The 24,920-nt window shown below is 58.8% G+C and carries 13 protein-coding genes, 6 tRNA genes and 3 rRNA genes; 21 read left to right on the top strand and 1 reads right to left on the bottom strand.

Going from position 1 to position 24,920, the window contains the following annotated elements; genetic code table 11:
* The first annotated feature begins 15 nt into the window (after window positions 1-15).
* Window positions 16-1,476: an amidohydrolase family protein gene (locus OYT13_RS23415; RefSeq protein WP_017234995.1), complete on the top strand. Its 1,461-nt coding sequence runs from the start codon at window positions 16-18 to the stop codon at window positions 1,474-1,476.
* Between the two features lie 306 nt (window positions 1,477-1,782).
* On the opposite strand, the gene OYT13_RS23410 is transcribed toward OYT13_RS23415, so the two are convergent.
* A complete protein-coding gene (locus tag OYT13_RS23410; RefSeq protein ID WP_261939620.1) occupies window positions 1,783-3,498 on the bottom strand; it encodes a phospholipase D family protein in 1,716 nt (571 codons plus the stop codon).
* A 78-nt stretch (window positions 3,499-3,576) separates the two neighbouring features.
* Between OYT13_RS23410 and OYT13_RS23405 the strand changes: the two genes are divergently transcribed.
* From OYT13_RS23405 to rpoC, 20 genes are all read left to right on the top strand, one after another.
* Entirely contained in the window at window positions 3,577-3,942 is a 366-nt protein-coding gene (locus OYT13_RS23405) for a hypothetical protein (RefSeq protein ID WP_268567003.1), read from the top strand.
* 189 nt (window positions 3,943-4,131) lie between these two features.
* Window positions 4,132-5,664 (top strand): 16S ribosomal RNA (locus tag OYT13_RS23400).
* Between the two features lie 64 nt (window positions 5,665-5,728).
* Window positions 5,729-5,805 (top strand) — tRNA-Ile (locus tag OYT13_RS23395).
* A gap of 112 nt (window positions 5,806-5,917) precedes the next feature.
* Window positions 5,918-5,993, top strand: a tRNA-Ala gene (locus OYT13_RS23390).
* Between the two features lie 327 nt (window positions 5,994-6,320).
* Window positions 6,321-9,198: ribosomal RNA gene (locus OYT13_RS23385) — 23S ribosomal RNA — on the top strand.
* Between the two features lie 132 nt (window positions 9,199-9,330).
* Window positions 9,331-9,443: ribosomal RNA gene (gene rrf, locus OYT13_RS23380) — 5S ribosomal RNA — on the top strand.
* The 16S, 23S and 5S rRNA genes sit together here with 2 tRNA genes alongside, the layout of an rRNA operon.
* 328 nt (window positions 9,444-9,771) lie before the next feature.
* Window positions 9,772-10,662 (top strand): glycosyltransferase family 25 protein, encoded by an 891-nt coding sequence (locus tag OYT13_RS23375; protein WP_268567002.1) that lies wholly within the window; start codon window positions 9,772-9,774, stop codon window positions 10,660-10,662.
* A 154-nt stretch (window positions 10,663-10,816) separates the two neighbouring features.
* A tRNA-Tyr gene (locus OYT13_RS23370) sits at window positions 10,817-10,902 on the top strand.
* Window positions 10,903-10,975: 73 nt separating this feature from the next.
* Window positions 10,976-11,049: transfer RNA gene (locus OYT13_RS23365), tRNA-Gly, on the top strand.
* A 34-nt stretch (window positions 11,050-11,083) separates the two neighbouring features.
* Window positions 11,084-11,158, top strand: a tRNA-Thr gene (locus OYT13_RS23360).
* A 72-nt stretch (window positions 11,159-11,230) separates the two neighbouring features.
* Window positions 11,231-12,421 (top strand): elongation factor Tu, encoded by a 1,191-nt coding sequence (tuf, locus tag OYT13_RS23355; RefSeq protein ID WP_150563277.1) that lies wholly within the window; start codon window positions 11,231-11,233, stop codon window positions 12,419-12,421.
* 64 nt (window positions 12,422-12,485) lie between these two features.
* Window positions 12,486-12,561: transfer RNA gene (locus tag OYT13_RS23350), tRNA-Trp, on the top strand.
* Between the two features lie 22 nt (window positions 12,562-12,583).
* Entirely contained in the window at window positions 12,584-12,964 is a 381-nt protein-coding gene (secE, locus tag OYT13_RS23345) for a preprotein translocase subunit SecE (RefSeq protein ID WP_017232380.1), read from the top strand.
* Between the two features lies 1 nt (window position 12,965).
* The gene (gene nusG / locus OYT13_RS23340; protein WP_026131673.1) at window positions 12,966-13,523 is read left to right on the top strand and encodes a transcription termination/antitermination protein NusG; all 558 of its coding nucleotides are present in this window, start codon (window positions 12,966-12,968) and stop codon (window positions 13,521-13,523) included.
* Between the two features lie 143 nt (window positions 13,524-13,666).
* Entirely contained in the window at window positions 13,667-14,098 is a 432-nt protein-coding gene (gene rplK / locus OYT13_RS23335) for a 50S ribosomal protein L11 (RefSeq protein ID WP_017232378.1), read from the top strand.
* Window positions 14,098-14,793: a 50S ribosomal protein L1 gene (gene rplA, locus OYT13_RS23330; RefSeq protein ID WP_017232377.1), complete on the top strand. Its 696-nt coding sequence runs from the start codon at window positions 14,098-14,100 to the stop codon at window positions 14,791-14,793. The genes rplK and rplA overlap by 1 nt, the downstream gene beginning before the upstream one ends.
* 323 nt (window positions 14,794-15,116) lie before the next feature.
* The gene (gene rplJ, locus OYT13_RS23325; RefSeq protein WP_010804162.1) at window positions 15,117-15,614 is read left to right on the top strand and encodes a 50S ribosomal protein L10; all 498 of its coding nucleotides are present in this window, start codon (window positions 15,117-15,119) and stop codon (window positions 15,612-15,614) included.
* Window positions 15,615-15,674: 60 nt separating this feature from the next.
* The gene (gene rplL, locus OYT13_RS23320; protein WP_017232376.1) at window positions 15,675-16,049 is read left to right on the top strand and encodes a 50S ribosomal protein L7/L12; all 375 of its coding nucleotides are present in this window, start codon (window positions 15,675-15,677) and stop codon (window positions 16,047-16,049) included.
* Window positions 16,050-16,557: 508 nt separating this feature from the next.
* Window positions 16,558-20,664 carry a DNA-directed RNA polymerase subunit beta gene (gene rpoB, locus OYT13_RS23315; RefSeq protein WP_017232375.1) on the top strand — a complete coding sequence of 1,369 codons (4,107 nt, stop codon included), beginning with the start codon at window positions 16,558-16,560 and terminating at the stop codon, window positions 20,662-20,664.
* A 26-nt stretch (window positions 20,665-20,690) separates the two neighbouring features.
* The gene (gene rpoC, locus OYT13_RS23310) at window positions 20,691-24,902 is read left to right on the top strand and encodes a DNA-directed RNA polymerase subunit beta' (protein ID WP_017232374.1); all 4,212 of its coding nucleotides are present in this window, start codon (window positions 20,691-20,693) and stop codon (window positions 24,900-24,902) included.
* The last annotated feature ends 18 nt before the right edge of the window (window positions 24,903-24,920 follow it).

Here is a 24,920-nt window from a genome sequence, read left to right as displayed (position 1 = left end):
CCAAGGAGGTCTGATATGAACAACGAGATGCAGCGAAACCGGCGCAATCTTCTCAAAGCCTGCGGCGCCGTGGCTGGCAGCATGATGGTTCCCGCGCTGCTGGCGCCGGTGTCGGCGGCGTTGCACGCGGCGGAACGGCCTTCGCAGCCTGCCCAGCCAGAGCGAGACGAGTTCATCTTGCGCGGTGGGTACGTGCTGACAATGGATTCGTCACTCGGCGAATTCCCCGTGGGCGACGTGCACGTAAAGGGCGGTGCCATCGTCGCCGTGGCCGCGCGCGTTGATCTGCCGAACGTGCGAATCATCGACGCGAGCCGTACGATCGTCATGCCGGGGTTCGTGGACACGCATCAACACATGTGGACGAGCCTGTTGCGCGGCTCCCTGCGCGGCGACGATCCGACCTTCGGCTATTTCCCGAGCAAGGCCCGTGCCGGTGCCGTCATGACGCCGGAAGACATCTACCACTCGGTGCGTTTCGGGTTGGCGCAGAACCTGATGTCCGGCATCACCACCGTGCACGACTTTTGTCACAACGTGCGCTCGCCAGCGCATGCGCGGGCGGATCTACAGGCGCTGGAGGATCTTGGCGTTCGCGCCCGATTCTCATACGGGCGCTTCGGCGAGCCGTCATCGCAGCCTATGGACTGGCAGGATGTCGAGCGAGTCCGGCAGGCGATATTGCCGAAGCGTCCGCGGCTGACATTGGGCGTTGTCGTCGCACCGGTGACGGAAAAAGACGGTTCGATGCGCGCCAGCGTATTCGATGATCTCAGCACGTCGATGGCGCATGCCCAGGCCATGCAGCTTCCTTACACGCTGCACTACGGGAATCTGACGCACGGCATTATCGACGTGATGGCCAGGCATCAATGGCTGAATTCGGACCTGCTGCTGGTGCATCCGCAAGGGTTCACGGCGGCGGAGCGCCAGACGCTCGCGGCATCGAACGTGCGCATCAGTATCGCGCCCGCCATCGAGCTGCAGTACTCCACGGTGAGAAGTGGATATACCCAATTTGCGGAAATGGAAGCGCTTCACGCGCAAATGGGGCTTTCGACCGATTCTTCGGCGGCATCGGCCAATGCCAACTTCTTCAACGAAATGCGGGCCCTGCTGTGGGCACACAAGTCGAGAAGCGACACGAACGTCAAACTTACGCCGCGCCGGTTGGTGGAACTCGCGACCATCGAGGGTGCGCGCACGCTCAATCTTGCCGATCGCACTGGGTCATTGTCCCCGGGAAAACGCGCCGACATCGTGCTTGTTCGCATGGATGACCTGGATATCGCCCCCGTATTCGACCCGTTCAATTCACTGGTGTATTCGGGGCAGCCGGAGAATGTCGATACGGTGATCGTGGACGGCCGCATTTTGCGGCAAGGCGGCCGGTTCCTTACGTTCGATGTTGGCGAGGTCGTTCGTAACGCCACCCGTTCGGCCGTGCGTTTGCGACGCGAGGCGGGATTGGCGTAGCGCGCTCGGCAGGCGGCTTGCGCATGCCGGTTTTCCGTCCAGGCGGACGACGGGCGTGCGCCGAGCCGACTGCGCGTCTTGGATGGGGGGCGAAGGTGAGGTTGAGGGCTAAGAGGGAAGGGTGATGCGTGAGAGGTGAGAGGCGAAAAGCGAGAAGCGCGAGGGGAGAGGGAGGATGGGTGAGGGGGAGGGGGAAGGTGTGGGCGGCGCTGCCGCCGAAGGGCGCGTTTCACGGCGCGCCAGCGTTAGATCGGGGCGCGGATTGGGGGCGCTACGGTTCAGGTTTTCGTGGGGGGGCGCACCGTTTCAAAGCAGGTCGTCGCTCGGCAGCAACGTGACGGCGCCTGCCACCGCATTGCGCCAGAATGACGCATAGGGTTCAACGTCGAAGGTGCGCGGTTGACCATTCTCCTCGCCGATCCAGCGCAGCGCCGGAAGCGTCGGCGGGGTGATCGGCGGTGGCGTGGCGTGGTTGGCGGGTGCCAACTCGACGCGAAAACTGGCATGGGGTGACGTCGCCCGGTCGAAAATCCGTGCCATGTGCTCGGCAAAATCCGGGCTGTGGATCACGATCGCTAATTCCGTATTCAGACGCACCGACCGCGGGTCCAGATTAAACGAACCGAGGACGACGTCACGCCGGTCGATGACATAGACCTTGCCGTGCAGGCTGGCACGCGACGTGCTGCCGAACGAGACGCGTCGCAGCGAGCGGGCTCCGTTATTCGTGCGCATCGGCTTGAACTCGTATAGCGCGACGCCGGCTTGCAGCAACGCCGTGCGATAGCGTGCATAGCCGGCGTGGACTGCCACGACGTCGGTCGCCGCGAGAGAGTTCGTCAGCACGCGTACCTTGACGCCGCGCTGCGTGAGCGTCGACAGAAACCTTACGCCGCCGTCCAGCGGGACGAAGTACGGGGAAATGATCAGAACCTCTTGCTGGGCATTCGCCGCCAACTGGCGCAGCTTGTGTCCGGGTGCGCTCTGGGTCTCGGCGGCAGGGGTGTCTATTTTGTCGGGACCGTCGGCCGCAAGCTCGGCGGGCGCCCAGAAGAGCGGGAGCTTGCCGTTGTGCAGACGCTCGGCGAGCGGGGGCGGGTGAAGCGCCAGATGTCCCGCGGGCGTTCGGTCGGTGTCGCGCCAGTGGCGTGCCAACGCGTCGCGCGTGGCGTCGAGCGTTGCTTCGTCGATCTTCGACTGAACCTGCTTGAGCGGATAAGACTGTTGGCTCGTCCAGAAGTGGTCGAAGCTACGGGAGACGGCGTCGACGATCGGGCCGGCACAGAGCAGATCGAAGTCGCGGAAGGACAATTCGGGATTGGCGTCGAAATACTCATCGCCCAGATTGCGGCCGCCCACGATGGCCAGCTGATTGTCGGCGACCAGCGCCTTGTTGTGCATGCGGCGGTTGAGCTGGTCGAACCGGGTGAGCAGATTGCCCGCTCGTTCGATAAGCGTGGTGTCGCGGGTGCCGAATGGGTTGAAGACGCGGATCTCGATGTTGGGATGTTGATCGAGCGCCGCAAACGCCGGGTCGGTATGGCGACGGTTGATGTCGTCGACCAGCATGCGTATGCGTACGCCGCGGTTGGCGGCGTCGAGCAGCGCCTGGAGCAGGAGGCGGCCGGTGACGTCCTCGCCGGCGCTGTAGTACTGAACGTCCAGACTGTGCTGTGCGGCCTGAACCAGTGCGAGGCGGGTGGTGAATGCGTCGGAGCCGGTGGCGAGGAGTTGGAAGCCGGACTGGCCCGAATGGGCGCGGACGGCCGTGGCCAGGGTGCTGGCGAGCGTGCCGGGCGTAGCGGCCGAGGTATGGCTCGTCCAATGAGACGGCTCGGGAGGTGGACGCACCGAACTGCAGGCGGCAACGATGAGTGCGAGCGGGAGAAGCGTGGCCAGGCGCCGCAGGACATCGAGAGAGCGCGACGGAAGGATGCGCGAATGGACCATCTCGAACGCTCTATATATAAGTATAGGAAGGGAAGAGACCCGGGTCGCTGCGTCGCCTTTCCCTATGGGCAAGGTTCCGGCAAGGATAGGCGATTTCGATGGTTACGTCCCGGTGGGATGCCGGACCGATCGTGGATCGGTGTCCTCCATGTGACCCGCGCCGTGGATCTCGGCCCGCTCGAATCGCTGTCTTTTTTGCCCGGCCCCGACCTTTTTCAAATTATTTTCACAAAGGGCTTGCCAGGGTACGGGGTTTTCACTAATATTCCGTCTCTCGCAACGACGGCGACGCAGCGAAAGCGGCGAAGCGGTGGGGGCGGCGGGCTGGAAAGCCCGGTGGTTGGTGGTTTTGGAGCTGGTGAGTTGCTACGGCGACGAGCGAAGAAGGCGAAAAAAACTGTTGACGACGACGAGAAGCTGCGACATAATCTTGCTTCTCTGCTGCAGATGCAGCGACGCAGAAAACGAAGCGACGGCGCGGTAAGTGTGCGACGAAGCGAAGTTCGATGCGATTGATCTTTAAAAACTAGACAACCGATAAGTGTGGGCACTCGATGAATAGTGCGTCTGCTTCGGCAGATAAGCTTTAAATTTATTGAGGCTCACATAAGTAATAGGTAAGTTAAGTAATTAACTTGTCAGCATACTTTGAGAGCGACCGGTTCGAGTGATTTATCACGAAAAACCGAAAACAGTAACAGGTTTAAACTGAAGAGTTTGATCCTGGCTCAGATTGAACGCTGGCGGCATGCCTTACACATGCAAGTCGAACGGCAGCACGGGTGCTTGCACCTGGTGGCGAGTGGCGAACGGGTGAGTAATACATCGGAATGTACCTTGTAGTGGGGGATAGCTCGGCGAAAGCCGGATTAATACCGCATACGCTCTGAGGAGGAAAGCGGGGGACCTTCGGGCCTCGCGCTACAAGAGCAGCCGATGTCAGATTAGCTAGTTGGTGGGGTAAAAGCTCACCAAGGCGACGATCTGTAGCTGGTCTGAGAGGACGACCAGCCACACTGGGACTGAGACACGGCCCAGACTCCTACGGGAGGCAGCAGTGGGGAATTTTGGACAATGGGCGAAAGCCTGATCCAGCAATGCCGCGTGTGTGAAGAAGGCCTTCGGGTTGTAAAGCACTTTTGTCCGGAAAGAAATCCTCTGGGTTAATACCTCGGGGGGATGACGGTACCGGAAGAATAAGCACCGGCTAACTACGTGCCAGCAGCCGCGGTAATACGTAGGGTGCAAGCGTTAATCGGAATTACTGGGCGTAAAGCGTGCGCAGGCGGTTTTGTAAGACGGATGTGAAATCCCCGGGCTTAACCTGGGAACTGCATTCGTGACTGCAAGGCTAGAGTATGGCAGAGGGGGGTAGAATTCCACGTGTAGCAGTGAAATGCGTAGAGATGTGGAGGAATACCGATGGCGAAGGCAGCCCCCTGGGCCAATACTGACGCTCATGCACGAAAGCGTGGGGAGCAAACAGGATTAGATACCCTGGTAGTCCACGCCCTAAACGATGTCAACTAGTTGTTGGGGATTCATTTCCTTAGTAACGAAGCTAACGCGTGAAGTTGACCGCCTGGGGAGTACGGTCGCAAGATTAAAACTCAAAGGAATTGACGGGGACCCGCACAAGCGGTGGATGATGTGGATTAATTCGATGCAACGCGAAAAACCTTACCTACCCTTGACATGTACGGAATCCTGCTGAGAGGTGGGAGTGCTCGAAAGAGAACCGTAACACAGGTGCTGCATGGCTGTCGTCAGCTCGTGTCGTGAGATGTTGGGTTAAGTCCCGCAACGAGCGCAACCCTTGTCCTTAGTTGCTACGCAAGAGCACTCTAGGGAGACTGCCGGTGACAAACCGGAGGAAGGTGGGGATGACGTCAAGTCCTCATGGCCCTTATGGGTAGGGCTTCACACGTCATACAATGGTCGGTACAGAGGGCTGCCAAACCGCGAGGTGGAGCTAACCCCAGAAAACCGATCGTAGTCCGGATCGCAGTCTGCAACTCGACTGCGTGAAGCTGGAATCGCTAGTAATCGCGGATCAGCATGTCGCGGTGAATACGTTCCCGGGTCTTGTACACACCGCCCGTCACACCATGGGAGTGGGTTTTGCCAGAAGTAGGTAGCCTAACCGTAAGGAGGGCGCTTACCACGGCAGGATTCATGACTGGGGTGAAGTCGTAACAAGGTAGCCGTAGGGGAACCTGCGGCTGGATCACCTCCTTTCTAGAGCATGCACTGGAAGTTGAGTGTTCACGCTTATCGGTTGTTGACTGCGTAGATCTAAGTCGGGTCTGTAGCTCAGGTGGTTAGAGCACCGTCTTGATAAGGCGGGGGTCGAAGGTTCAAGTCCTTCCAGACCCACCAAACTCTTTCCACCGACGCCTGGTAGAAAGAAATCTGGCTGAGGCAAGGCACAAAAGGCCGCCGCATACATCGGTATGCAAGGTTTTTTGTAACGCCGCATCAGACTGATTTGGGGGGCATAGCTCAGCTGGGAGAGCACCTGCTTTGCAAGCAGGGGGTCGTCGGTTCGATCCCGTCTGCCTCCACCAATTCCTTAGATCGCACATCGATGTCAGTCAAAAGCTTTTACGTCTGTGGTAAATCCCCAAGTGTGAATGTTTTTGAATGACAGCAATGTCATGCAGTATTTGTTCTTTAACAATTTGGAAGAAGTAGTAGTACAACGGAAGCGCGTTAGAGATGGCGCGTGGAAATTGTACGGGTTGTGATTGTATCAACTAGTATTTAAGTGATCGAAAGATGACTTGGAATACGGCACAACGCGAAAACTCAACCTATAAAGAGTCGGTGCTCTGCATCGGATCCTCGTAAGCGCCAAAGCGCAAACGATGATCGAGAAGACACACTCGTTATAGGGTCAAGCGAATAAGTGCATGTGGTGGATGCCTTGGCGATTACAGGCGATGAAGGACGCGATAGCCTGCGAAAAGTTGTGGGGAGCTGGCAAATAAGCTTTGATCCACAAATGTCCGAATGGGGAAACCCGGCCCTTTGGGTCATCCTAGACTGAATACATAGGTCTAGTGAAGCGAACGCGGCGAACTGAAACATCTAAGTAGCTGCAGGAAAAGAAATCAACCGAGATTCCCAAAGTAGTGGCGAGCGAAATGGGACCAGCCTTCAAGATTTAGCACCGGTGTTATCAAAACGGAATGGAAAGTCCGGCCATAGTGGGTGATAGCCCCGTATGAGAAAACCCTGGTGTGGAACTAAGCTTGAGAAAAGTAGGGCGGGACACGTGAAATCCTGTCTGAAGATGGGGGGACCATCCTCCAAGGCTAAATACTCGTAATCGACCGATAGTGAACCAGTACCGTGAGGGAAAGGCGAAAAGAACCCCGGGAGGGGAGTGAAATAGATCCTGAAACCGCATGCATACAAACAGTAGGAGCCTCGCAAGGGGTGACTGCGTACCTTTTGTATAATGGGTCAGCGACTTACATTCAGTGGCAAGCTTAACCGAATAGGGAAGGCGTAGCGAAAGCGAGTCCGAATAGGGCGTTCAGTCGCTGGGTGTAGACCCGAAACCAAGTGATCTATCCATGGCCAGGTTGAAGGTGCGGTAACACGTACTGGAGGACCGAACCCACTAATGTTGAAAAATTAGGGGATGAGCTGTGGATAGGGGTGAAAGGCTAAACAAACTTGGAAATAGCTGGTTCTCTCCGAAAACTATTTAGGTAGTGCCTCGTGTATCACCTTCGGGGGTAGAGCACTGTCATGGTTGAAGGGTCCATTGCGGATTACTTCGCCATAGCAAACTCCGAATACCGAAGAGTGCAATCACGGGAGACAGACATCGGGTGCTAACGTCCGGTGTCAAGAGGGAAACAACCCAGACCGCCAGCTAAGGTCCCTAAATATTGCTAAGTGGGAAACGAAGTGGGAAGGCTAAAACAGTCAGGAGGTTGGCTTAGAAGCAGCCACCCTTTAAAGAAAGCGTAATAGCTCACTGATCGAGTCGTCCTGCGCGGAAGATGTAACGGGGCTAAGCAATATACCGAAGCTGCGGATGCGAGCTTGCTCGCATGGTAGGAGAGCGTTCTGTAAGCCTGTGAAGGTGTCTTGTGAAGGATGCTGGAGGTATCAGAAGTGCGAATGCTGACATGAGTAGCGATAAAGGGGGTGAAAGGCCCCCTCGCCGTAAGCCCAAGGTTTCCTACGCAACGTTCATCGGCGTAGGGTGAGTCGGCCCCTAAGGCGAGGCAGAGATGCGTAGCTGATGGGAAGCAGGTTAATATTCCTGCACCGTCGTATGATGCGATGGGGGGACGGATCGCGGAAGGTTGTCCGGGTGTTGGAAGTCCCGGTCCCTGCAGTGGAGAAGGCGCTTAGGCAAATCCGGGCGCGTAATTCAAGGCTGTGGGGCGAGTACCTTCGGGTACGAAGCAATTGGAAGTGGTTCCAAGAAAAGCCTCTAAGCTTCAGTCATACGAGACCGTACCGCAAACCGACACAGGTGGGCGAGATGAGTATTCTAAGGCGCTTGAGAGAACTCGGGAGAAGGAACTCGGCAAATTGGTACCGTAACTTCGGGATAAGGTACGCCCTTGTAGCTTGACTGGCCTGCGCCAGGAGGGTGAAAGGGTTGCAATAAACTGGTGGCTGCGACTGTTTAATAAAAACACAGCACTCTGCAAACACGAAAGTGGACGTATAGGGTGTGACGCCTGCCCGGTGCCGGAAGATTAAATGATGGGGTGCAAGCTCTTGATTGAAGTCCCGGTAAACGGCGGCCGTAACTATAACGGTCCTAAGGTAGCGAAATTCCTTGTCGGGTAAGTTCCGACCTGCACGAATGGCGTAACGATGGCCACACTGTCTCCTCCCGAGACTCAGCGAAGTTGAAGTGTTTGTGATGATGCAATCTACCCGCGGCTAGACGGAAAGACCCCATGAACCTTTACTGTAGCTTTGCATTGGACTTTGAACCGGTCTGTGTAGGATAGGTGGGAGGCTTTGAAGCAGGAACGCTAGTTTCTGTGGAGCCGTCCTTGAAATACCACCCTGGTTTGTTTGAGGTTCTAACCTAGGTCCGTAATCCGGATCGGGGACAGTGCATGGTAGGCAGTTTGACTGGGGCGGTCTCCTCCCAAAGTGTAACGGAGGAGTACGAAGGTACGCTAGGTACGGTCGGAAATCGTGCTGATAGTGCAATGGCAAAAGCGTGCTTAACTGCGAGACTGACAAGTCGAGCAGGTGCGAAAGCAGGTCATAGTGATCCGGTGGTTCTGTATGGAAGGGCCATCGCTCAACGGATAAAAGGTACTCTGGGGATAACAGGCTGATACCGCCCAAGAGTTCATATCGACGGCGGTGTTTGGCACCTCGATGTCGGCTCATCTCATCCTGGGGCTGTAGCCGGTCCCAAGGGTATGGCTGTTCGCCATTTAAAGAGGTACGTGAGCTGGGTTTAAAACGTCGTGAGACAGTTTGGTCCCTATCTGCCGTGGGCGTTGGAAGTTTGAAGGGGGCTGCTCCTAGTACGAGAGGACCGGAGTGGACGAACCTCTGGTGTACCGGTTGTCACGCCAGTGGCATCGCCGGGTAGCTATGTTCGGAAGAGATAACCGCTGAAAGCATCTAAGCGGGAAACTCGCCTTAAGATGAGACTTCCCTGGGAACTCGATTCCCCTTAAGGGTCGTTCAAGACCAGGACGTTGATAGGTCAGGTGTGGAAGCGCAGTAATGCGTTAAGCTAACTGATACTAATTGCCCGTGAGGCTTGATCCTATAACCAGTGTGTTTTTCCTGGTGTGAGTGTCGTGCAGTGTGCCGATACAACTCACAACCCAACCAATGTAGTACTACGCTTCTTCCAAATTGGTTTTGTTGAGCCCCGCTCAGCAGAACATACAAGTTATGCCTGATGACCATAGCGAGTTGGAACCACCCCTTCCCATCCCGAACAGGACCGTGAAACAACTCCACGCCGATGATAGTGCGGATACCCGTGTGAAAGTAGGTAATCGTCAGGCTCCCCCTAAAAACCCCTTGCTAACTCGTGTAGCAAGGGGTTTTTGCTTTTCCCCGGTGATAACGCCCAGCTCTGGCGCGGCTGCGCGGCTCGATGACATGGTCGTGTCGACAGCGATAACGCCCAGCGCCGGAGCGCCTGCATGGCTTGATGCCATGGTCGTGTCCACGTCGGTAATGCCCAGCGCCGGCGTGGTCGCGCGGTTCAATGCCCAGGTCGTGTTGCGTCACCCTGACCCATAGGGCGAATCGGCGCCAGGATTTCCGCGTCGTTCGCGGCCCCCATCGCTCTACGCCGTGGCGAGTAAAGGCTTGGAGGCGACGGGTGGCGTGGGAAAGTCCTCGAAATATCGTCAAAATCTCGTAATTTGGTCTTTTGTTCGCTATCGTGCGGCGATTCCAATTTGCAGGATAGGCGCCGCGCCGTCGCGGCGCGAGCGCGCGGCGATGTTCCAGAATCCTATTTCACCCCCCAAGTTTCCCCCGGTTGTCGTCATCTCTCTCGTGGACAGCGATGTTCGTCGCGCACACATGATCGAGCAGTTGGCGGCAGCCGACGTTCCCTTTCAATTCTTCGATGCCAAACGTATCAGCGACTATCCGTCGACATATGACGCTTCCGAACGCCTTCGGATATACGGCAATCATCTGACGCTCGGAGAGGTCGGCTGCTATGACAGTCATTACCGGGTCTGGGAGGCGCTGGCGAACTCCAACGACGATATCTGGTGCGTCCTGGAAGACGATGTCGAACTGACTCCCGGGTTCTCGCAATGTCTCGCGTCGACACTGAATGTGACGGTCCCCTGGGGCATCATGCGATTGAAGGAGGGGGGCGCCGCAGGGGCATGGCGCGTTGGCCAACTGCCTGGTGGTGGGATTCTGCGCGACCACAGGAAGCAGCCGGGCGGCGCGCATGCCTACCTCATCCGGCGCGCGGCAGCGCTTGTGCTTCTGGCCTACGCCAGGCGCACCATTCACCCCGTCGACGACATGCTCAACCGGAACTGGGAGCATGGCATCGACATGATCTCGATGACGCCGGATATCGTGCTGGATCGAGGCGATGATTTCGGTACCACCATCGTCGGCCGTCATAAGGTCAGGCGCAATCCATGGCAGAAACTCAAACGAGAATTCCACCGGGGGAGGGATAGTCTGAGTCGCTATGCCGCCGCCTGGCGTCGGCGTTGGTTTACCCCGGTGCGTCATTGGCATTGAGTCAACGCTTGAGCGAATCGATATCATCAAGTAAATCAACGGCTTGCTGCTAATGGTGAAAATCCGCAGAGCAGCAGGCACAAAAACTGCGTATTTAACGCATGGCAGGTGTTGACAAGGCGGGGCGACATCTCCATAATTGCAAATTCTCTGCGGAGGGGTGCCCGAGTGGCTAAAGGGGGCAGACTGTAAATCTGTTGGCTTACGCCTACGTTGGTTCGAATCCAACCTCCTCCACCAGAATGCGGAAGTAATGAGCGCCGGAAACTAAAATTTCCGGCGCTTGTTGCCTGAGGCGAGAGTCGGAATCCAAGCGGGTGTAGCTCAATGGTAGAGCAGAAGCCTTCCAAGCTTACGACGAGGGTTCGATTCCCTTCACCCGCTCCAGGTGACGCGCAGATGCAGCAGTAGTAATGGATTCGCCCATGTGGCTCAGTGGTAGAGCACTCCCTTGGTAAGGGAGAGGTCGGCAGTTCGATCCTGCCCATGGGCACCAAAGATAGTGTGAAGCGCGGCAATCATCATGCCGAGCAACCTCGGCAAAAGATAACCTCGTTAGGAGTCGGAAATGGCAAAGGAAAAGTTTCAGCGGACCAAGCCGCACGTCAACGTCGGCACCATCGGTCACGTCGACCACGGCAAGACGACCCTGACGGCCGCTATCGCAACGGTGCTTTCGTCGAAGTTCGGCGGTGAAGCCAAGAACTACGCGGACATCGACGCGGCACCGGAAGAAAAGGCACGCGGCATTACCATCAACACCGCGCACATCGAGTACGAAACGGCTAACCGCCACTACGCACACGTTGATTGCCCGGGCCACGCCGACTACGTCAAGAACATGATTACCGGTGCTGCCCAGATGGACGGCGCCATTCTGGTTTGCTCGGCTGCCGACGGCCCGATGCCGCAAACGCGCGAGCACATCCTGCTGGCCCGTCAGGTTGGCGTGCCGTACATCATCGTGTTCCTGAACAAGTGCGACATGGTCGACGACGCCGAGCTGCTCGAGCTGGTCGAAATGGAAGTTCGCGAGCTCCTGTCGAAGTACGACTTCCCGGGCGACGATGTGCCAATCATCAAGGGTTCCGCCAAGCTGGCGCTGGAAGGCGACAAGGGTCCCCTGGGCGAAGAAGCCATCATGCAACTGGCTGAAGCCCTTGACACGTACATCCCGACGCCGGAACGCGCCATCGACAAGGCATTCCTGATGCCGGTGGAAGACGTGTTCTCGATCTCGGGTCGCGGTACCGTGGTGACCGGTCGTGTTGAGTCGGGTGTCGTCAAGGTCGGCGAAGAAATCGAAATCGTCGGTATCACCCCGACGGTCAAGACGATTTGCACGGGCGTCGAAATGTTCCGCAAGCTGCTCGACCAAGGTCAAGCAGGCGATAACGTCGGTATTCTGCTGCGCGGCACGAAGCGTGAAGACGTCCAGCGTGGTCAGGTTCTGGCCAAGCCGGGCTCGATCACGCCGCACACGGAATTCACCGGCGAAGTGTACGTGCTGTCGAAGGACGAAGGTGGTCGTCACACCCCGTTCTTCAACAACTACCGTCCGCAGTTCTACTTCCGTACGACGGACGTGACGGGCTCGATCACCCTGCCGGAAGGCAAGGAAATGGTCATGCCTGGCGACAACGTGTCGATCACCGTCAAGTTGATCGCTCCGATCGCCATGACTGAAGGTCTGCGTTTCGCAATTCGCGAAGGTGGCCGTACTGTCGGCGCCGGCGTGGTTGCAAAGATCGTAGCGTAAGCCGGTACCTTAACGGTCCGCGCTTACGGGGTCAGCTTTTGGCGGCTGGCCCCACTGCTGTTTTAGGGGTATAGCTCAACTGGCAGAGCGTCGGTCTCCAAAACCGAAGGTTGGGGGTTCGATTCCCTCTGCCCCTGCCAAACAACTGTCTGCAAGCTGGAAATGGCGAATTCTCCCGTAGAAACTGTACGTACGACTGGCGACAAGCTGCTGCTGGCACTGGCCGGGCTGCTCGTGATTGCTGGTGTCGTGGCCTTCTACGCGCTGGGGCAACAGGCACTGTATGTGCGCGTTGCTGCCATCGTCGTCGTTCTCGCCATCGCAGCAGGTGTTGCATTGGCATCGCAAACCGGCAAAAGCTTCCTGGCTTTTGCCAAGGATGCGTATCGGGAAGTGGGTAAGGTCGTTTGGCCGACCCGTAAAGAGGCCGCTCAAACGACTGCGATTGTCTTCGCGTTCGTCATCGTGATGGCGCTGTATCTCTGGATCAGCGACAAGACGATTGAATGGGCGGTGTTCTCTTTGATTCTTGGCTGGAAGTGATATGTCTGATACCGGGGCTGCACCGAGTAAGAAGCGCTGGTACGTCGTTCATGCGTATTCCGGCATGGAAAAGAGCGTAGCCAAGGCGCTGCGTGAGCGTATTGCGCGTGCCGGCATGGAAGACTTGTTCGGCGAGATTCTTGTCCCGACCGAAGAAGTCGTTGAAATCAAAGGTGGCCACAAGTCGGTCACCGAGCGTCGTTTCTTCCCCGGCTATGTGCTGTGCGAGATGGAAATGACGGATGACACGTGGCACCTGGTGAAGAATACCGCCAAGGTCACCGGTTTTGTCGGCGGTACGGGCAATCGCCCGATTCCGATTCGACAGGCCGAGGTCGACAAGATCATGTCGCAAATCAAGGACGGGGTGGAAAAGCCGCGTCCGAAGACGTTGTTCGAGGTGGGCGAGCTGGTTCGAGTCAAGGAAGGTCCTTTCACGGACTTCAACGGCTCGGTGGAAGAAGTGAACTACGAAAAATCTCGCCTCCGTGTTTCCGTCACCATTTTCGGACGGGCAACTCCGGTAGAACTGGAGTTCGGGCAAGTCGAAAAGATCTAAGAATAAAATGCGCCGGCGCGACGTCCGGCGCGTTTTTGCGTTGGTGACAGCCGTCGCCGAGGAGCGTCAGTAGCCCGTTTTTGGTGAACGCGCGCTATGACTCAACCCCGAATATGCGCCACATATTCGTTCCGGAGTAAACCATGGCAAAGAAAATCATCGGCTTTATCAAGCTGCAGATTCCTGCAGGTAAAGCCAACCCGTCGCCCCCCGTGGGCCCGGCCCTGGGTCAACGTGGCCTGAACATCATGGAGTTCTGCAAGGCGTTCAACGCGCAAACGCAGAGCCTCGAGCCGGGTCTTCCGACCCCGGTGGTGATCACCGCATTTGCGGACAAGAGCTTCACGTTCGTCCTGAAGACCCCGCCGGCAACGGTGCTGATCAAGAAGGCTGCCAACCTGCAAAAGGGTTCGAGCAAGCCGCACACCGACAAGGTGGGCAAGATCACCCGCGCACAAGCGGAAGAAATCGCGAAGACCAAGATGCCTGACCTTACCGCCGCCGATCTGGACGCCGCGGTTCGCACCATCGCTGGCAGCGCACGTTCGATGGGCATCACGGTGGAGGGTCTGTAATGGCTAAGATCTCTAAGCGTCAACAAGCACTGGCCGCCAAGGTCGACCGCAACAAGCTGTACCCGGTCGGCGATGCTCTGGCCCTGGTCAAGGAATGCGCAAGCGCCAAGTTCGACGAGTCGATCGACGTCGCCGTGCAACTGGGCGTGGATGCGAAGAAGTCGGACCAAGTGGTTCGCGGCTCGGTCGTTCTGCCGGCTGGTACCGGTAAGTCGGTTCGCGTGGCTGTGTTCGCTCAAGGCGAAAAGGCCGAGCAAGCCAAGGCTGCCGGCGCTGAAATCGTGGGTATGGAAGACCTCGCCGAGCAAATCAAGGCCGGCAAGATGGACTTCGATATCGTGATCGCTTCGCCGGACACGATGCGCGTCGTCGGTACGCTGGGTCAAATTCTCGGCCCGCGCGGCCTGATGCCGAACCCGAAGGTTGGCACGGTGACCCCGGACGTCGCTACGGCAGTGAAGAACGCCAAGGCCGGTCAGGTGCAGTTCCGCGTTGACAAGGGCGGCATTATTCACGCGACCATCGGTCGTGCGTCGTTCGACCCGGCAGCGCTGCGTCAGAACCTGTCGGCCCTGCTGGAAGCCCTGACGAAGTCGAAGCCGGCTTCGAGCAAGGGTGTCTACCTGCGCAAGATCGCCCTGTCGAGCACGATGGGCGTTGGCGTGCGTGTGGATCAGGCCAGCCTGGCTGCCTAAGCCAGACCGTATCGCAATCGCAGGGTGATGGCGTCCCCTGCGACGACTGCGATCCTCAGGATCGACAGTCAGCAGCAAAAGACTTTGGGCGGAAGCGGATTCTTCGGAAATCGCTTCCGGTTATCAAAGACCGTTGGCGGGAATGGGCATGTGTTGACGCTCCCTTAATACGCCAGCCAACGCAGATGGCGAACCCGAACAAGTTATGCAGTCACATCGCCTCACCTGGGCAACCGGGCGTGGTGGTTGAAACTCCAGACATGTCGGTAAGCCGTTAGTGGAACGGCATCACCATGAGGTGATGTCAATTTTGGAGGTTAACCGTGGCACTTAATCTTGATGATAAGAAAGCCGTCGTGGCAGAAGTTTCGGCGCAAGTCGCCGGCGCTTCGACCATCGTTGTGGCTGAATATCGCGGAATCACGGTTGGCGATCTGACGAAGCTTCGCGCCAATGCGCGTCAGCAAGGCGTCTACCTGCGCGTTCTGAAGAACACGCTGGCTCGCCGCGCGGTGGAAAACACCCCGTTTGCTGACCTGGCTGAGCAGATGACCGGTCCTCTGATCTACGGTATCTCGACGGATCCCGTAGCCGCTGCGAAAGTCTTGAACGACTTTTCGAAGGGCAACGACAAGTTGATCTTGAAGGCCGGCTCGTACGACGGCAAGGTGATGGACAAGGCAGGCGTGCAAGCGCTGGCCTCGATCCCGAGCCGCGACGAACTGCTCGCGAAGTTGCTGGGTGTCATGCAAGCGCCGGTTTCCGGCTTTGCTCGCGTCCTGGCTGCCGTGGCCGAGAAGAAGCAAGCAGAAGCTGCTTAATTCTCGTCCCGGTTACACGATCGCTGACTTCGGTCCGAACACAATCTAGGAGTTTTACAAATGGCAATCACGAAAGAAGACATCATCGACGCCGTTGGCGCAATGTCGGTTATGGAACTGAACGACCTGGTCAAGGCGTTCGAAGAGAAGTTTGGCGTGTCGGCTGCTGCCCTGTCGGTGGCTGGCCCCGCGGGTGCTGGTGCTGCTGCTGCAGCCGAAGAGCAAACCGAATTCAACGTCATCCTGGCGGAAGTCGGTGCGAACAAGGTCGGCGTGATCAAGGCCGTCCGCGAAATCACGGGCCTGGGCTTGAAGGAAGCCAAGGACGTGGTTGATGGCGCTCCGAAGGCTGTCAAGGAAGGCGTCGACAAGGCTGCCGCTGACGAAGCCAAGAAGAAGCTGGAAGAAGCCGGCGCCAAGGTCGAAATCAAGTAATTCGGCTCTGCGCGTAGGGAAGGCTGGCGACGAAACGTCGTCAGCCTTTTTGTGCTTTCAGGAGAGCCAAATCCCGAAAGGGGCGCACGCAACGCGAAAGCCGGCGCGAAAGTGCGCCAAGGGGTTGAAAGCAAAATGATTTCGCCGATGCATCCGTGATTTTCGCCATTTCAAGCGCACGCATCATCGAGGGTACTGGCGATACACAGCAACAGAGAGGACGCGAGGGTAGTACCGAAGAAGTACCGAAGAGGCCAAAGAAAAGATCGCGCCGGGATTCGACCCGTGGCGGTTTTCTCTTTGTCTTCTGAAGCGACTGCAGAAGGCAAGTTTGGTCGGGCGACGGGCAACACAGGCATCCGTCGCCGTCAGCCAGCGGTTGGTAGCGGCCAACCACCAAGCTCGTTGCTCCACGGCAAGCCCGCCGCGGAGGACGTCTGGTCTCAGTCGATGAACACCCGTTGACGATGCCTGCCGTCGTCGCCAGCGTAGTGATTCGGAGATCGTAATGCACTATTCCTTCACCGAGAAGAAACGCATTCGCAAGAGTTTTGCGAAGCGTCCGACCGTGCACAAGGTGCCGTTTTTGCTGGCCACCCAGCTCGCCTCGTACACATCGTTCTTGCAAGCCGAAGCGCTTGCATCGGAGCGGAAGCCGGAGGGTTTGCAAGCAGCCTTTTCCTCCATTTTCCCGATCGTTTCTCACAACGGGTTCGCACGCCTGGAGTTTGTCAGCTATCTGCTCGGCACGCCCGCGTTCGATGTCAAGGAATGTCAACAGCGCGGCCTGACTTTTTGCTCGGCCCTGCGCGCCAAGGTTCGTCTGGTGATTCTCGACCGTGAATCGCCGAACAAGCCCGTCGTCAAGGAAGTCAAGGAACAGGAAGTGTACATGGGCGAAATTCCGCTCATGACCTCGACGGGTTCCTTCGTCATCAATGGCACGGAGCGTGTCATCGTCTCGCAGCTGCACCGCTCGCCGGGCGTGTTCTTCGAACACGACAAGGGCAAGACGCACAGCTCGGGCAAACTGCTGTTCTCCGCGCGTATCATCCCCTACCGCGGCTCGTGGCTGGACTTCGAATTCGATCCGAAGGACATCCTGTACTTCCGCGTCGACCGCCGTCGCAAGATGCCGGTCACGATCCTGCTCAAGGCGATCGGCCTGACGCCGGAACAGATCCTCGCGAACTTCTTCGTGTTCGATAACTTCAAGCTGATGCCGGAAGGCGCACAGATGGAGTTCGTGCCGGAGCGTCTGCGCGGTGAAGTGGCGCGCTTCGACATTACGGATCGCGAAGGCAAGGTCATCGTCCAGAAGGACAAGCGCGTCAACGCCAAGCACATCCGCGACCTGGAGAACGCCAACACCAAGTTCATCTCGGTGCCGGAAGACTACCTGCTCGGCCGCGTGCTCGCGAAGAACGTGATCGATGGCGATACCGGCGAAGTGATCGCCAACGCCAACGAAGAAATCACCGAAAGCGTGCTGGTCAAGCTGCGCGAGTCGGACGTGTCGGACATCCAGACGCTGTTCACGAACGATCTGGACCAGGGGTCGTACATCTCGGCCACGCTGCGCATCGACGAAACCGCCGACCGCACGGCCGCGCGTATCGCGATCTACCGCATGATGCGCCCGGGCGAGCCGCCGACCGAAGATGCGGTCGAGGCCCTGTTCAACCGTCTGTTCTACAGCGAAGAAGCGTACGACCTGTCGAAGGTGGGTCGTATGAAGTTCAACCGTCGTGTCGGCCGTGACGAAGTGCTCGGACCGATGACGCTGGGCGACGACGACATTCTCTCGACCATCAAGATCCTCGTGGATCTGCGTAATGGCCGCGGCGAAGTCGACGACATCGACCACTTGGGCAACCGTCGTGTGCGTTGCGTGGGTGAGCTGGCCGAAAACCAGTTCCGCGCCGGTCTGGTGCGTGTCGAGCGTGCTGTGAAGGAACGTCTGGGTCAGGCCGAGTCGGAAAACCTGATGCCGCACGACCTGATCAACAGCAAGCCGATCTCGTCGGCCATCCGCGAGTTCTTCGGTTCGTCGCAGCTCTCGCAGTTCATGGACCAGACCAACCCGCTGTCGGAAATCACGCACAAGCGTCGCGTGTCCGCACTGGGCCCGGGCGGTTTGACGCGCGAGCGTGCTGGCTTCGAAGTGCGCGACGTGCACCCGACCCACTACGGCCGCGTGTGCCCGATTGAAACGCCGGAAGGTCCGAACATTGGTCTGATCAACTCGCTGGCACTGTACGCCCGCCTGAACGAGTATGGCTTCCTCGAGACGCCTTACCGCAAGGTGGAAGACGGCAAGGTCACCGACCAGATCGACTACCTGTCGGCCATTGAAGAAGGTCGCTACGTGATCGCTCAGGCGAACGCGTCGATTGGCGAAAACGGTGAACTGACCGACGAACTGGTGTCGTCGCGTGAAGCCGGCGAAACGCTGATGGTCACGCCGGACCGCATCCAGTACATGGACGTGGCACCGTCGCAGATCGTCTCCGTCGCCGCGTCGCTGATTCCGTTCCTCGAGCACGACGACGCAAACCGCGCGTTGATGGGTTCGAACATGCAGCGTCAGGCCGTGCCTTGCCTGCGTCCGGAAAAAGCGGTGGTCGGTACGGGTATCGAACGTACGGTGGCTGTCGACTCGGGTACGACCGTGCAGGCGTTCCGTGGCGGCGTGGTCGACTACGTCGACGCAGGCCGTGTGGTGATTCGCGTGAACGACGATGAAGCCGTCGCCGGTGAAGTCGGCGTGGACATCTACAACCTGATCAAGTACACGCGTTCGAACCAGAACACCAACATCAACCAGCGCCCGATCGTGGAAGAAGGCGACAAGGTGGCGCGCGGCGATGTGATCGCCGACGGCGCGTCGACCGATCTGGGTGAGTTGGCGCTGGGTCAGAACATGCTGATCGCGTTCATGCCGTGGAACGGCTACAACTTCGAGGATTCGATCCTGATCTCGGAGCGTGTCGTTGCGGAAGACCGTTATACGTCGATCCACATCGAAGAGCTGAACGTGGTCGCTCGCGACACCAAGCTCGGACCTGAGGAAATCACGCGCGATATTTCGAACCTGGCGGAAGTCCAACTCGGCCGTCTGGACGAGTCGGGCATCGTGTACATCGGCGCGGAAGTCGAAGCCGGCGATGTGCTGGTGGGCAAGGTCACGCCGAAGGGCGAAACCCAGCTCACGCCGGAAGAAAAGCTGCTGCGTGCGATCTTCGGCGAGAAGGCATCGGACGTGAAGGACACCTCGCTGCGCGTGCCGTCGGGCATGAGCGGCACCGTCATCGACGTGCAGGTGTTCACGCGTGAAGGCATTCAGCGCGACAAGCGCGCCCAGCAGATCATCGACGATGAACTCAAGGGCTACCGCCTCGACCTGAACGACCAGCTGCGTATCGTGGAAGGCGATGCGTTCCAGCGTCTGGAGCGCTTCCTGGTGGGCAAGACGGCCAATGGCGGTCCGAAAAAGCTCGCCAAGGGCACCAAGCTCACGAAGGAATACCTGGCGGATCTGGACCGTTACCACTGGTTCGACATCCGTCTGGCGGAAGACGAAGGTGCGCAACAGCTCGAGCAGATCAAGGAATCGATCGAGCAGAAGCGTCACTCGTTCGATCTGGCCTTCGAAGAGAAGCGCAAGAAGCTCACGCAAGGCGATGAACTGCCGCCGGGCGTGCTGAAGATGGTCAAGGTGTACCTGGCGGTCAAACGTCGTCTGCAGCCTGGCGACAAGATGGCAGGCCGTCACGGTAACAAGGGCGTGGTCTCGAAGATCGTGCCGATCGAGGATATGCCGTACATGGCCGATGGCCGCCCGGCAGACATCGTGCTCAACCCGCTCGGCGTGCCGTCGCGGATGAACGTGGGTCAGATTCTCGAGTCGCACCTCGGCTGGGCAGCGAAGGGTCTGGGCTGGCGTATCGGCGAAATGCTGCAGGCGCACACCAAGGTCCAGGAAGTTCGCAAGTTCCTGACGAAGATCTACAACGAGAGCGGTCAACAAGAAGATATCGACAGCCTGTCGGACGACGAGATCATGTCGCTGGCGCGCAACCTGCAGAACGGCGTGCCGTTCGCAACGCCGGTGTTCGATGGTGCCCATGAAGACGAAATCCGTCGCATGCTGGATCTGGCGTTCCCGGATCACGTCGCGAAGGAACTCGGCATGACGCCGTCGAAGAACCAGGTCACGCTGTTCGACGGCCGTACCGGTGAAGCCTTCGAGCGTCCGGTCACGTGCGGCTTCATGCACATGCTCAAGCTGCACCACTTGGTCGACGACAAGATGCACGCGCGTTCGACCGGTCCGTACTCGCTGGTGACGCAACAGCCGTTGGGCGGTAAGGCCCAGTTCGGTGGTCAGCGCTTCGGTGAAATGGAAGTGTGGGCACTGGAAGCATACGGCGCATCGTATGTGCTGCAGGAAATGCTGACCGTGAAGTCGGATGACGTGACGGGGCGTACGAAGGTGTACGAGAACCTCGTCAAGGGCGATCACGTAATCGATGCCGGCATGCCGGAGTCGTTCAACGTGCTGGTCAAGGAAATCCGTTCGCTCGGTATCGATATCGACCTGGAGCGCAGTTAATTGCGTTCAGGCAACAGGAGAAAGCAATGAAAGCTTTGCTCGATCTATTCAAGCAAGTTCAGCAGGTCGAACAGTTCGACGCGATCAAGATCGGTCTGGCTTCGCCGGACAAGATCCGCTCGTGGTCGTTCGGCGAAGTGAAGAAGCCGGAAACGATCAACTATCGGACGTTCAAGCCCGAGCGTGACGGCCTGTTCTGCGCAAAGATCTTCGGTCCGATCAAGGATTACGAGTGCCTTTGCGGCAAGTACAAGCGCCTGAAGCACCGTGGCGTGATCTGCGAGAAGTGCGGCGTGGAAGTCACGCTGGCGAAGGTGCGTCGCGAGCGCATGGGCCACATTGAGCTGGCCTCGCCGGTCGCGCACATCTGGTTCCTGAAGTCGCTCCCGTCGCGTCTGGGCATGGTGCTCGACATGACGCTGCGCGACATTGAACGCGTGCTGTACTTCGAAGCGTATGTGGTTCTCGAACCGGGCATGACGCCGCTCAAGCGGTGCCAGATCATGACCGAAGAGGATTACTACAACAAGGTCGAGGAATACGGCGACGAATTCCGTGCCGAGATGGGCGCGGAAGGCGTGCGCGAGCTGCTGCGCTCGATCGACATCGACCAGCAGGTCGAGCATCTGCGCGCCGAGCTGCAAGCCACGGGCTCGGAAGCGAAGATCAAGAAGTACGCCAAGCGCCTGAAGGTGCTCGAGGCTTTCCAGCGTTCGGGCATTAAGCCCGAGTGGATGGTGCTCGAAGTGCTGCCGGTGCTCCCGCCCGAGCTGCGCCCGTTGGTGCCGCTCGACGGTGGCCGCTTCGCGACCTCGGATCTGAACGATCTGTATCGCCGCGTCATCAACCGTAACAACCGTCTGAAGCGTCTGCTCGAGCTGAAGGCCCCGGACATCATCGTGCGCAACGAAAAGCGCATGCTGCAGGAATCCGTGGACTCGCTGCTCGACAACGGCCGTCGCGGCAAGGCGATGACCGGTGCGAACAAGCGCCCGCTCAAGTCGCTGGCCGACATGATCAAGGGCAAGAGCGGTCGTTTCCGTCAGAATCTGCTCGGTAAGCGCGTGGACTACTCGGGCCGTTCGGTGATTACCGTGGGCCCGACGCTCAAGCTGCATCAGTGCGGTCTGCCGAAGCTGATGGCGCTCGAACTCTTCAAGCCGTTCATCTTCCACAAGCTGGAAGTGTTGGGCGTGGCCACGACCATCAAGGCCGCGAAGAAGGAAGTCGAGAACCAGACGGCGGTGGTGTGGGACATCCTCGAAGATGTGATCCGCGAACACCCGATCATGCTGAACCGCGCACCGACGCTGCACCGCCTGGGGATTCAGGCGTTCGAGCCGGTGCTGATCGAAGGCAAGGCGATCCAGCTTCACCCGCTGGTTTGCGCGGCGTTCAACGCCGACTTCGACGGTGACCAGATGGCCGTTCACGTGCCGCTGTCGCTCGAAGCGCAGATGGAAGCGCGTACCCTGATGCTGGCCTCGAACAACGTGTTGTTCCCGGCCAACGGCGATCCGTCGATCGTGCCGTCGCAGGATATCGTGCTGGGTCTGTATTACGCGACCCGCGACAAGATCAACGGCCGCGGCGAAGGCCTGTCGTTCATCGACGTCTCGGAAGTGCTGCGCGCGTACGACAACAAGGAAGTCGAACTGGCTTCGCGCGTGAACGTGCGTATCACGGAGTACACGGTCGATCCGGAAACGGGCGAGAAGACGCCGAAGATCACGCTGTACCCGACCACGGTCGGCCGCGCGATCCTGTCGGAAATTCTGCCGCCGGGCCTGCCGTTCTCGGTGCTGAACAAGTCGCTCAAGAAGAAGGAAATCTCGAAGCTGATCAACACGGCGTTCCGCCGCTGCGGTCTGCGCGAGACGGTGATCTTCGTCGACAAGCTGATGCAGTCGGGCTTCCGCCTGGCAACGCGCGCCGGTATCTCGATCTGCGTCGACGACATGCTCGTGCCGACGAAGAAGGAAGAGCTGATCGGCGAAGCGTCGAAGAAGGTCAAGGAATACGACCGTCAGTACATGTCGGGTCTGGTCACGGCGCAAGAGCGTTACAACAACGTCGTGGACATCTGGGGTGCGACCGGCGACGCCGTGGGCAAGGCGATGATGGAGCAGCTCTCGAAAGAGAAGACGACCGATCGCGACGGCAATATCGTCGACCAGGAGTCGTTCAACTCGATTTACATGATGGCCGACTCCGGTGCTCGCGGTTCGAGCGCCCAGATTCGCCAGCTCGCGGGGATGCGTGGCCTGATGGCCAAGCCGGACGGCTCGATTATCGAGACGCCGATTACCGCGAACTTCCGCGAAGGCCTGAACGTGTTGCAGTACTTCATCTCGACCCACGGTGCACGTAAGGGTCTGGCCGATACGGCACTGAAGACGGCAAACTCGGGTTACCTGACGCGTCGTCTGGTCGACGTGACGCAGGATCTGGTCGTGGTCGAAGACGATTGCGGCACGAGCAACGGCGTTGCGATGAAGGCGCTGGTCGAGGGCGGTGAAGTGGTCGAAGCCCTGCGTGACCGTATCCTCGGTCGCGTGGCCGTGGCCGACGTCGTGAATCCGGAAACGCAAGAGACGGTGTACGAATCGGGCACGCTGCTCGACGAGGACGCCGTCGAGATGATCGAAGCGCTGGGTGTCGACGAAGTGCGCGTGCGCACGCCGCTGACCTGCGATACGCGCTTCGGTCTGTGCGCCGCCTGTTACGGCCGTGACCTTGGCCGCGGCTCGCGTGTGAACGTGGGCGAAGCGGTCGGTGTGATCGCTGCGCAGTCGATCGGTGAACCGGGCACGCAGCTCACGATGCGTACGTTCCACATCGGTGGTGCGGCATCGCGTGCGGCCGTGGCCTCGTCGATCGAAGCCAAGTCGAACGGTACGGTTCGCTTCTCGGCGACCATGCGTTACGTGACGAACGGTCGCGGCGAACAGATCGCCATCTCGCGTTCGGGCGAAATCCTGATCACGGACGATCATGGCCGTGAGCGCGAGCGCCACAAGGTGCCGTACGGCGCCACGCTGCTGCATCTGGACGGCGCACAGGTCAAGGCCGGTGCCCAACTGGGTACGTGGGATCCGCTGACGCGCCCGATCATTACCGAACACGGCGGTTACGCCCGGTTCGAGAACGTCGAGGAAGGTGTCACGGTGGCCAAGCAGATCGACGATGTGACGGGTCTGTCCACGCTGGTCGTGATCGATCCGAAGCGTCGTGGTCCGGCGTCGAAGAACGTGCGTCCGCAGGTCAAGCTGCTCGACGAACATGGTGTGGAAGTGAAGATCCCGGGGACCGATCACGCAGTGACGATCGGCTTCCAGGTGGGCGCACTGATCACCATCAAGGACGGTCAGCAAGTGCCGGTGGGTGAAGTGCTCGCACGTATCCCGACCGAAGCGCAGAAGACGCGCGATATTACCGGGGGTCTGCCGCGTGTGGCCGAGCTGTTCGAAGCGCGCGCACCGAAGGACGCCGGCATTCTGGCCGAAGTCACCGGTACCACGTCGTTCGGCAAGGACACGAAGGGCAAGCAGCGTCTGGTCATTACCGATCTCGACGGCAACCAGCACGAGTTCCTGATTCCGAAGGAAAAGCAGGTGCTGGTGCACGACGGCCAGGTGGTGAACAAGGGCGAAATGATCGTGGACGGTCCGGCCGACCCGCACGACATCCTGCGTCTGCAGGGTATCGAAGCGCTGGCGCGTTACATCGTCGACGAAGTGCAGGACGTGTACCGCTTGCAGGGTGTGAAGATCAACGACAAGCACATCGAGGTGATCGTTCGCCAGATGCTGCGTCGTGTGCAGATCACCGACAACGGCGATACGCGCTTCATCATCGGCGAACAGGTCGAGCGCTCGGACATGCTGTACGAGAACGACGCCATGAACGCCGCGGACAAGCGTCCGGCGCAGTACGAGAACGTGCTGCTGGGGATTACGAAGGCGTCGCTGTCGACGGATTCGTTCATCTCGGCAGCCTCGTTCCAGGAAACGACGCGCGTGTTGACCGAAGCCGCGATCATGGGCAAGAAGGACGACCTGCGTGGCCTGAAGGAAAACGTCATCGTTGGCCGTCTCATCCCGGCAGGTACGGGTCTGGCGTATCACAAGGCCCGCAAGGCCCGCGAGACGTCGGATCGCGAGCGTCACGACCAGATCGCTCTGGAAGAAGCGTTTGCACCGATGCCAAGCTCGGTGGAAGAGCCTACGGCGGAGTAATCGGGCGGGCGGCGCTGG

Origin of the sequence: Pandoraea sp. XJJ-1, from assembly GCF_026802345.1 — a bacterium.
Lineage (GTDB): Bacteria > Pseudomonadota > Gammaproteobacteria > Burkholderiales > Burkholderiaceae > Pandoraea > Pandoraea cepalis.
Note: the sequence above shows the minus strand (reverse complement) of the source record. Positions and strands in the feature narration are given on the sequence as shown.